The sequence below is a fragment of the Kitasatospora sp. NPDC056783 genome (assembly GCF_042789895.1).
In the GTDB taxonomy this organism is placed as follows: Bacteria; Actinomycetota; Actinomycetes; order Streptomycetales; family Streptomycetaceae; genus Kitasatospora.
In genome coordinates this window covers 1-9,973 of the sequence record NZ_JBHUAF010000319.1, presented here as the reverse complement: position 1 = coordinate 9,973, position 9,973 = coordinate 1, and the positions used below count along the sequence as shown (strand labels likewise).

At 73.3% G+C, this 9,973-nt stretch carries 7 protein-coding genes; 5 read left to right on the top strand and 2 right to left on the bottom strand.

Annotation, left to right across the window (positions count from 1 at the left end):
• Window positions 1-130: 130 nt before the first annotated feature.
• Window positions 131-2,092, bottom strand: a complete 1,962-nt coding sequence (locus ACFRMQ_RS31605) for a PIG-L family deacetylase (RefSeq protein ID WP_380734143.1) — start codon at window positions 2,090-2,092, stop codon at window positions 131-133.
• A 285-nt stretch (window positions 2,093-2,377) separates the two neighbouring features.
• On the opposite strand from ACFRMQ_RS31605, the gene ACFRMQ_RS31600 reads away from it, so the two are divergent.
• Window positions 2,378-4,870, top strand: a complete 2,493-nt coding sequence (locus ACFRMQ_RS31600) for a DEAD/DEAH box helicase (RefSeq protein WP_380734144.1) — start codon at window positions 2,378-2,380, stop codon at window positions 4,868-4,870.
• A gap of 116 nt (window positions 4,871-4,986) precedes the next feature.
• Here ACFRMQ_RS31600 and ACFRMQ_RS31595 read toward each other — a convergent pair whose 3' ends face one another.
• A complete protein-coding gene (locus tag ACFRMQ_RS31595) occupies window positions 4,987-5,841 on the bottom strand; it encodes a hypothetical protein (protein ID WP_380734142.1) in 855 nt (284 codons plus the stop codon).
• Window positions 5,842-6,077: 236 nt separating this feature from the next.
• On the opposite strand from ACFRMQ_RS31595, the gene bioB reads away from it, so the two are divergent.
• From bioB to ACFRMQ_RS31575, 4 genes are read left to right on the top strand one after another with little or no spacing between them, the layout of a single operon-like run.
• On the top strand, window positions 6,078-7,358 hold the full coding sequence (bioB, locus tag ACFRMQ_RS31590; protein WP_380734141.1) for a biotin synthase BioB: 1,281 nt from the start codon (window positions 6,078-6,080) through the stop codon (window positions 7,356-7,358).
• Between the two features lie 27 nt (window positions 7,359-7,385).
• On the top strand, window positions 7,386-8,690 hold the full coding sequence (locus tag ACFRMQ_RS31585) for an adenosylmethionine--8-amino-7-oxononanoate transaminase (protein ID WP_380734140.1): 1,305 nt from the start codon (window positions 7,386-7,388) through the stop codon (window positions 8,688-8,690).
• Window positions 8,687-9,445, top strand: a complete 759-nt coding sequence (gene bioD, locus ACFRMQ_RS31580) for a dethiobiotin synthase (RefSeq protein WP_380734139.1) — start codon at window positions 8,687-8,689, stop codon at window positions 9,443-9,445. The genes ACFRMQ_RS31585 and bioD overlap by 4 nt, the downstream gene beginning before the upstream one ends.
• Window positions 9,446-9,497: 52 nt before the next feature.
• Window positions 9,498-9,944 (top strand): hypothetical protein, encoded by a 447-nt coding sequence (locus ACFRMQ_RS31575; RefSeq protein ID WP_380734138.1) that lies wholly within the window; start codon window positions 9,498-9,500, stop codon window positions 9,942-9,944.
• Window positions 9,945-9,973: the final 29 nt, after the last annotated feature.

The following is a 9,973-nucleotide window of genomic DNA, read 5'->3' as shown; positions in this document are numbered from 1 at the left end:
GCGGGACGGAGCGCGGCCGCCCCCCGGGGGCCACCACCCCCCCCCCGCGGGCCGCGGGGCCGCCCGCCGCCCCGTTCTGACCGGGGGCGGCGGGGGGGCCGGGCGCCCCCCGGGCCGCCGGGGCGAGCGGTCAGAGCGGCAGGCCCTGCCAGCCGCCGAAGGTGGTGGCCGTGGTGCCGGTGCGGAAGTAGACCCGGCCGTCGGTGCCGATGGCGAACACGTGGAGGACGCCGGCGCCGTCGACGACCGCCGCCGGGTGGTCGAGGAAGGTGCCGCCGAGGTCCTGCCAGGGGCCGTAGCCGGCGTTCGGGGCGGTCTGGGCGGTGGTGCTGACACCACCCCGGCGGTTGCGTTCGAACAGGACGACCCGGCCGCCGAGGGTGACCGCGGCCGGTTCGCCCACTCCCCCGTGTCCGCCGAGCGAGGCCGGGGACTGGCTCCACGGTCCGCCGGGCCGGGTCTGGTAGCTGACCTGCATCGCGGCGGTGCCGACCTCTCGGTAGGCGAGTTCGATCCGGCCGTCCTGGTCGAGCGCGGTCCTGGGCGCGCTCGCCGGGCGGGCGCCGGGGATCGCGGCCGCGCCGCCGAAGGTGCCGTTCGGGGCGCCCTGCCGCCAGCCGAGGACTCCGGTGCGGGTGGCGGCGAACACCTCGATCGTCCCGGCGCCGTCGCGGATCGCGGTGACCGGGTCCTGGAGGTCGGTGCCGCCGAGGTCCGTCCAGGTCGGCGTCCACGCCCCGCCCGGGCCGGTCTGCCGGATGGTGCTGAGGCCTCCGCCGCCGTTCTTGACGAAGAGCTCCAGGTGCCCGTCCTGGGCGGCGGCGACCGCGGGCACGCCGACCTGGCTCTCGTTGCCGAGTCCGGCGTTGGGGTTGCCGTGGTCGGCCCAGCCGCCCCACCACCGGCCGTTGGGCGTGCCCTGCGGCAGCGAGACGATGTGGTGGTCGGTGAGGCGGCGGGCGAAGACCTCCAGCCGGCCGTCGGCGTTGCTCGCGACCGCGACGCCCGGCACCAGCCACCCGCCCGGGTCGGCCATCCGCACCGGTCCGCCCCAGCTGCCGTCCGCCTCGCGCCAGTACGTGTGGACGGCGCCGCCGCGGACGACGAAGACCTGCGGCCGGCCGTCCTGGTTCAGCCCGGCCCAGGAGGTGCCCCGGGACCAGCGGTAGTACATCCGGGAGAACCAGGCGGCGGAGTAGTTCCCCGTCGAGTGGTCGTGGCCGGCGTACTCGGCGAAGGCCACGCCCTTGACGCCCGCCGCCGACGGGTCGAGGTTCACCGGACTGTCGCCGATGTTGTAGTCCCGGTAGTTCACCTGGATCAGCGTTCCGCCGTACTGGGCGGCCGCCAGCCCGGCGAACCTCGCGGCGGCGACGTGGTCCGCGTGGTCGCCCGAGTAGCGGCTGTCCGGGAGGTCGTCCTGGGCCCGCAGGACGGTCGGCCGGTACGTCACCATCAGCTGCCGCAGCACCTCGACGACGTCCGCGGCCGTGTAGGTCGACGACCCGGACATCGGGCTGCCGACCGGGACGACCGTGGTGTCGGTGCCGCCCGACAGGACGCCGCCGAGCTTGGCATCGTGCAGGTTGAGGAAGACCAGGTGCACCGGGCGGTCCTTGAGGACGTACCGTTCGACCTGCTTGCCCGCGACCGTCCACGCCTCGGCCGTCCAGTGCCCGACCTCGTCGGTGCCCGGGTCGGTGTCGCCGGCGCCGGCCATCCGGGAGTAGGCGTTGATCGCGCCCATCTGCCGGTTCCAGGTGCGCAGCGGCTCACCGGCGGTGTCCCAGCAGACCGAGGTGCACGGGTCGCCGGTCCCGTTCCCCGCGGTGACGAACACCGTGACGGAGGGCGTGCCGTCGGCGATCGAGTTGGACAGGTCCGGGTTCATGAACAGGATGTCGTCGTCCTCGTGCGCGACGACCTGCATGACCAGCGGCCCGGCTCCCGGCGCCGGGCCCGGGGCCGCCCCCGGGGCCGGGGCCGTCTCCGGGGCGGCGGTCGCGCGGGTCTCGGTCCCGCGGGCCAGGACGGGCGCGGCGAGGGCCGTGAGCGCGACGGAGGCGAGGAGGCGCCGTCGTCCGATTGCCATGTGATTCCCCAGATTCCGAATCGGCACGTGGTCATGCCAAGAGGAGGCCAGCCCACCACCCGGCAAGGAATTCCGCGGCTCACCCGTCGCTATTTCGCCACGGAACGAAAGCCGATTGACGTGAATTCAGGCGGTTTCCATGCTTCCCCGCTCGCCGCCAGGGTCCACCGGCACCGCCGCGCCCGCCACCCGGGTCCACCGGCACCGACCCGCCCGCCGCGGCACCGGGCTTTGCCCGGGGTGGCGGCGAGCAGGCAAGATAGCCGGGTGACCCTCCTTGATCTGATGCCGAAGCCCGCCACCCCCGACGCGCTGTACGAGACGTTCGCAGCCTGGGCGGAGGAACGGGGGATCACGCTGTACCCCGCGCAGGAGGAGGCGCTGATCGAGCTGGTGTCGGGGAACAACGTGATCCTGGCGACGCCGACCGGGTCGGGCAAGAGCCTGGTGGCGGCGGGCGCGCACTTCGCGGCGCTGGCGGAGGGGCAGCGGACCTTCTACACCGCCCCGATCAAGGCGCTGGTGTCGGAGAAGTTCTTCGACCTGGTGAAGATGTTCGGCACCGAGCAGGTCGGCATGATGACCGGCGACGCGAGCGTGAACCCGACCGCGCCGATCATCTGCTGCACCGCCGAGGTGCTCGCCCAGATCGCGCTGCGCGACGGCACCCGGGCGGACATCGGCCAGGTGGTCATGGACGAGTTCCACTTCTACGCCGAGCCGGACCGCGGCTGGGCCTGGCAGATCCCGCTGCTGGAGCTGCCGCAGGCGCAGTTCCTGCTGATGTCGGCCACGCTCGGCGACGTCCGCCGTTTCGAGGAGGACCTGACCCGCCGCACCGGCCGCCCGACCACGGTGGTGCGCAACGCGACCCGTCCGGTGCCGCTGTTCTACGAGTACCGCCGCACCTCGCTGCACGACACCCTGGAGGAGCTGCTCCAGACCGGCCAGGCGCCGGTCTACGTCGTGCACTTCACGCAGAAGGAGGCGGTGGAGCGGGCCCAGTCGCTGATGAGCATCAACATGTGCTCGAAGGCGGAGAAGGAGGCCATCGCCGACCTGATCGGCAACTTCCGCTTCACCACCAAGTTCGGCCGCAACCTGTCCCGTTACGTGCGCCACGGCATCGGCGTGCACCACGCGGGCATGCTGCCGAAGTACCGCCGGCTGGTCGAACGCCTCGCCCAGGCAGGCCTGTTGAAGGTGATCTGCGGTACCGACACGCTCGGCGTCGGCGTCAACGTGCCGATCCGCACGGTGCTGTTCACGGCCCTGTCGAAGTACGACGGTCAGCGCGTGCGCATCCTGCGCGCCCGCGAGTTCCACCAGATCGCCGGCCGGGCCGGCCGGGCCGGCTTCGACACCGTCGGCCAGGTGGTGGCGCAGGCGCCGGAGCACGTGATCGAGAACGACAAGGCGATCGCCAAGGCCGGGGACGACCCGAAGAAGAAGCGCAAGGTGGTGCGCAAGAAGGCCCCGGAGGGCTTCGTCGGCTGGACGGAGGAGACCTTCGACAAGCTGATCGGCGCCGACCCGGAGCCGCTGGTCTCCCGGTTCAAGGTGAGCCACGCGATGCTGCTGTCGGTGATCGGCCGCCCGGGCAACGCCTTCGAGGCGATGCGCAAGCTGCTCACCGACAACCACGAGGACCGGTCCGCCCAGCGCCGCCACATCCGCACCGCGATCGCCATCTACCGCTCGCTGCTGGAGGGCGGCGTGGTGGAGCGGCTGCCCGAGCCGGACGCCGAGGGCCGGATCGTGCGCCTCACCCTGGACCTCCAGGAGAACTTCGCGCTCAACCAGCCGCTGTCCACCTTCGCGCTGGCCGCCTTCGAACTGCTCGACCCGACCTCGCCCTCGTACGCGATGGACGTCATCTCCGTCGTCGAGGCGACCCTCGACGACCCGCGCCAGATCCTCGCCGCCCAGCAGAACAAGGCGCGCGGCGAGGCCGTCGGCGAGATGAAGCGCGACGGCATCGAGTACGAGGAGCGGATGGAGCGGCTCCAGGAGATCACCTACCCGAAGCCGCTGGAGGAGCTGCTCACCCACGCCTACGAGGTGTACCGCCGGGCGCACCCGTGGATCGGCGACCACCAGCTCCAGCCGAAGTCGGTGGTCCGCGACCTGTACGAGCGGGCGATGACCTTCACGGACTACGTCGGCTTCTACGAGCTGGCCCGCACCGAGGGCATCGTGCTGCGCTACCTGGCGGGCGCCTTCAAGGCGCTGGAGCAGACCGTCCCCGAGGACGTGAAGACCGACGACCTGAAGGACGTCATCGCCTGGCTCGGCGAGCTGGTCCGCCAGGTCGACTCCAGCCTGCTGGACGAGTGGGAGCAGCTGGCCAACCCGACCGAGCCGCAGGCCGCCGAGGTGCGGCTGGACGACAAGCCCGCACCGGTCACCGCCAACGCCCGCGCCTTCCGGGTGCTGGTGCGCAACGAGATGTTCCGCCGGGTCGAGCTGTGCGCGCTGGAGCACTGGGACGAGCTCGGCGAGCTGGACGGCGAGTACGGCTGGGACGCGGACCGCTGGGCGGACGCCATGGACGGGTACTGGGACGAGTACGACGACCTCGGCACCGGCCCGGACGCGCGCGGCCCGAAGATGCTGATCATCGAGGAGGAGGACTCCTCCTGGCGGGTCCGGCAGATCTTCGACGACCCGGAGGGCGACCACGACTGGGGCATCAGCGCCGAGGTCGACCTGTACGGCTCGGACGAGGAGGGCCGGGCGGTGCTGCGGGTGACCTCGGTGGACCGGCTCGGCGGCTGAGCCGGAGCCGACGTGACGGATGCCCCGGGGGCCTCGGCCGCCGGGGCATCCGTCGTCCTCGGGGAGCGGTCAGACCCGGGGACCGTCAGACCGGGGAACGCCAGACCCGGGGACCGCTACATCCACACGAACGGCGCGCCCGCCGCGTAGGAGAGCGCGCGGGTCGCCTCGTCCAGCTCCTGTTCGGTGCCGCCCCCCGTGCCGGTGGCCGGCGGGGGCAGCGGGGCCGGCGTCCCGCCGACGGCCGGGGTGGTGGTGCTCGCCGGGCGGGTGTCGGCGCCCGGCCGCGAGCTGGTGACCGTCACGTAGTGCCCGACCGCCTCGACCCGCGGCTCGCCGCCGGGCTTGGCGCTGCCGGCGGCCTGCGCGGGGGCGATGGTGGTGTCGGCCAGGATGAAGGCGACCGCGCCGGGCTTGGCCCGCAGGGCGTCGGCGGCCCTGGCGGCGGTGGCCTGGTCGGCGAAGCGCAGCAGGGTGACGCTGCTGAGCACCGGGCGGTCCTGGCCGGTGAGGCTGACGGTCAGGTAGGCCTGGCAGCCGCTGTCCTTCAGCGGGTCCTGGGCCCGGTCCTGGAGCACCTCGGCACAGTTCTCGCCCTGCCGGAGGCCGTTGCGCCGGGCCTTGTAGGCGCCGACCTCGACCGGCCGCTGGGCGGGGAAGATGTTGTCGACGTTGAGGGCCCCGGGGTCGGTGGGCGGCGGCGCGGCGCCCACCACCGGCGGCGTCCCGGCGTTGTCCTTGCTCGACGGGCCCAGCCCGGGTATGTAGTCGCCGGGCATCGGGCGGGTGATGATCCACCCGCCGGCCGCGACCACCCCGACCACGACGATCCAGCCGGCCGCCCGACGCGCCGTCAACCGTCGGCCGCGGCCCTTGGGCCCCCCGGTGTCGGCGCCCCCGCCGACCCGCTGCCCTGCCCGGTCTTCCCGGCTCTCTCCCCGAGTCGGGGTGCGCTCCCCCTGCGTGGTCATGGCGCAGATTCTAAGCATCCGCCAGGTGGCCTGGACCACGGGGTCGGGGGTTGTGGATCACCGTCCGCCGGAGCCGCTCACTACCCGCCGGTAACCGTCGGCCCGGCGCCACGTCAAGCGCGTGACCAGCGGCGGAGCCGTGACCTTCGACACTGTGGCAATCGGCACATCCTCACACCGATCTTCTGGCGGGTTTGCTCTGGCGCCGCTCGATCACCAGCAGGCAGGATCGCCCCATGGATCTGCTCGATACCCTCACCGCCAAGGGCCTGCGCGGCGAAGTCCCGACCCGCGAGGAGGCCCTGGCCGTCCTCGCCACCACCGACGACGAGCTGCTCGACGTGGTCGCCGCGGCCGGCAAGGTGCGCCGCCGCTGGTTCGGCCGCCGGGTCAAGCTCAACTACCTGGTGAACCTCAAGAGCGGGCTGTGCCCTGAGGACTGCTCGTACTGCTCGCAGCGGCTCGGGTCCAAGGCGGAGATCCTCAAGTACACCTGGCTCAAGCCGGACCAGGCCGCCGACGCCGCCCGCGCCGGGGTGGCCGGCGGCGCCAAGCGGGTCTGCCTGGTCGCCAGCGGCCGCGGCCCGACGGACCGTGACATCGACCGGGTCACCGACACCATGGCCGCCATCAAGGACGCCGACCCGGCGGTCGAGATCTGCGTCTGCCTCGGCCTGCTCTCCGACAACCAGGCCGAGCGGCTGAAGGCGGCGGGCGCCGACGCCTACAACCACAACCTGAACACCTCCGAGAACACCTACGGGACCATCGCCAAGACCCACACCTACGCGGACCGGGTGGACACCGTGCGGAAGGCGCACGGCGCGGGCCTGTCCGCCTGTTCCGGCCTGATCGCCGGCATGGGCGAGAGCGACGAGGACCTGGTCGACGTGGTCTTCGCGCTGCGCGAGCTGGGCTCGGACTCCGTCCCGGTCAACTTCCTGATCCCGTTCGAGGGCACCCCGCTGGCCAAGGAGTGGAACCTCACCCCGCAGCGCTGCCTGCGCATCCTGGCGATGGTCCGCTTCGTCAACCCGGACACCGAGGTGCGGATCGCGGGCGGTCGCGAGGTGCACCTGCGCTCGATGCAGCCGCTCGGCCTGCACGTCGCCAACTCCATCTTCCTCGGCGACTACCTGACCAGTGAGGGCCAGGCCGGGCAGGCCGACCTCGACATGATCAAGGACGCCGGCTTCGAGGTCGAGGGCGCCGGCGAGGCCACCCTGCCCCGTCACCGCGCCGACGTCGCCGAGGCGGCCCAGGCGGCCCACGCCGGCGGCTCCTGCGGCACCGCGGCCTCGGCCTGCGGCAGCGGCGGCGGCTGCGGCCCGTGCGGCGGGCACTCGCACGACCCGGAGGCCGTCCCCTCGGAGGCCGCCTCCTCCGCGTCCGTCCCCTCGGAGGCCGTCCCCTCGGAAGCCTTCCCCTCCGAGAACGACACCGACGGCGAGCTCCGCAGCGACCTGGTGAAGGTCCGCCGCCGCGGCGCCGGCACCGAACTCGCGCCCAACGCCTGACAGTTCCGACCCCCCGGAGAACGCACCATGCTCCAGCCGTCCGCCGACGCCCTGCTCGCCCTCGACCGCGCCCACGTCTGGCACCCGTACGGGCCGATGCCCGGCACGGCCACGCCGTACCTGGTCGAGTCCGCCTCGGGGGTGCGACTGCGCCTGGCCGAGCCGGTCGCCGGCGGGCAGCGCGAGCTGGTCGACGGGATGTCCTCCTGGTGGGCGGCCATCCACGGCTACCGGCACCCGGTGCTGGACGAGGCCGTGCGCGAGCAGCTGGGGCGGATGAGCCACGTGATGTTCGGCGGGCTCACCCACGAGCCCGCCGTCCGGCTGGCCGCGACACTGGTGGAGATCACCCCGGAGCCGCTGCGGCACGTCTTCCTCGCCGACTCGGGCTCGGTCGCCGTCGAGGTGGCGATGAAGATGTGCCTCCAGTACTGGCAGTCGATCGGGCGGCCCGCCAAGCGGCGGCTGCTCACCTGGCGCGGCGGCTACCACGGGGACACCTTCCACCCGATGTCGGTGTGCGACCCGGACGGCGGGATGCACCACCTGTGGGGCGGGGTGCTGCCCGGACAGCTCTTCGCCCCGGAGCCACCGGCCGGGTTCGACGCCCCGCTCGACCCCGCGTACGCGGCGGAGTTCGAGGAGCTGATGGCCCGGCACGCCGACGAGCTGGCCGCCGTCATCGTCGAGCCGGTGGTCCAGGGCGCGGGCGGGATGCGCTTCCACTCGCCGGCCTACCTGCGGATGCTGCGCGACCTGTGCGACCGGTACGGGGTGTTGCTGGTCTTCGACGAGATCGCCACCGGCTTCGGGCGCAGCGGCGCGCTGTTCGCCGCCGACCACGCGGGCGTCTCGCCGGACGTGATGTGCCTGGGCAAGGCGCTGACCGGCGGCTACCTGACACTGGCCGCCGCGCTGTGCACGAGCGAGATCGCCGACGGGATCAGCCGCGGCGAGGTGCCGGTGCTCGCCCACGGCCCGACGTTCATGGGCAACCCGCTGGCCTGCGCGGTGGCCAACGCCTCGCTGGAGCTGCTGCTCGGGCAGGACTGGTCGCTGGAGGTCAAGCGGATAGAGGCCGGGCTGGCCGAGGGCCTCGCGGCGGCCGGGGACGTCCCCGGCGTACTGGACGTCCGCACCCAAGGCGCCATCGGCGTCGTGCAGTTGGACCATCCGGTGGACGTCCCGGCGGCCACCGAGGCGGCGGCGCGGGCGGGTGTCTGGCTGCGGCCGTTCCGGGATCTGATCTACACCATGCCCCCCTATGTGACGCGGGACGAGGACGTGGCGCGGATCGCCGCCGCCGTGACCGCCGCGGCGGTGGCGGGATGAGCGCGCGCGTCCTGTTCGTGACGGGGACCAACACCGACGTCGGCAAGACCGTCGCCACCGCGGCCGTCGCCTCGACGGCGCTGCGGGCCGGGCGCAAGGTCGCCGTGCTCAAGCCCGGACAGACCGGCGTCTCTCCGGACGAGCCCGGCGACGCGGCGGAAGTACGGCGCCTGGCAGGCGATCTGACGTTCCGTGAGCTGGTGCGCTACCCCGAGCCGCTGGCCCCCGACACCGCCGCCCGGCGGGCCGGGATGCCGTACCTGGCCCCCGCCGACGTGGTCTCGGCCGTCGCCGAACTCGCCGCCACCCACGACCTGGTGATCGTGGAGGGCGCCGGAGGCCTGCTGGTCCGCTACGACGACCGGGGCCGGACGCTGGCCGACCAGGCCCGGGCGGTGCTCGACGCGGGCATTCCCGCCGAGATCCTGCTGATCGCCTCCGCCGGGCTCGGCACCCTCAACATCGTCTCCCTCACGGCCGAGGCCCTGGCCGCACGCCGCCTGCCGCTCGCCGGCGTGCTCGTCGGCTCCTGGCCCGCCGAGCCCGGCCTCGCCGAGCGCTGCAACCTCGCCGACCTGCCCCGCTCCGCCGGCGCCCCGCTCCTCGGGGCACTGCCCGAACGCGCGGGCACCGCCGAGGACTTCGCCACTCTCGCGAGCTCCTCGCTGGCACCGGAGCTGGGCGGCACCTGGAACGCGGAGCACTTCGCGCACGCCCATCGGCCGGAACAGGCCCCGCTTCGCTCGAAGGGGTGATCCCGGCTTCCGCCCCTGTCGGGAGCCGGTCAGGCTCAATACCGTTCCTTCCATGACTGACGGGCTGACCGTGGACGAGGCCCTACGGGCCCTGGCCGCCCTGGAGGCGGCGTGGAAGGACGATGACGAGGCGCTGTCCGCCCTGGCGGCGGGCAGCGCCGGTGAGCGGCCGCTGCCGGCGCTGGTCGCGGCGTACGGCGAGCACGCGATGGACACCCTGATGGCGCTCGCCTTCGGGCTGCGCGCCACCATGAGCGACGAGGAGATCGCCGAGATCTCCGACGCCGTCAGCTCCAACATCGGTGCCCGGATGAGCGCCCTGCTGAACCAGACGCTGAAGGCCTGGGGCGTGCTCGCCGCCCCGGACGACCTCTCCGTCACCAAGATCATCGCCCATACGGTGATCGACGCCATGCGGGCCGTCACCGAGGACCCGAGCAAGACCGAAGTGCTGCCCCTGCTGGCCACCTTCCGCAGCTACGCCCTCAACGACAGCTGACGGAAAGGGAATTCGGCGCGGGCTTCGAC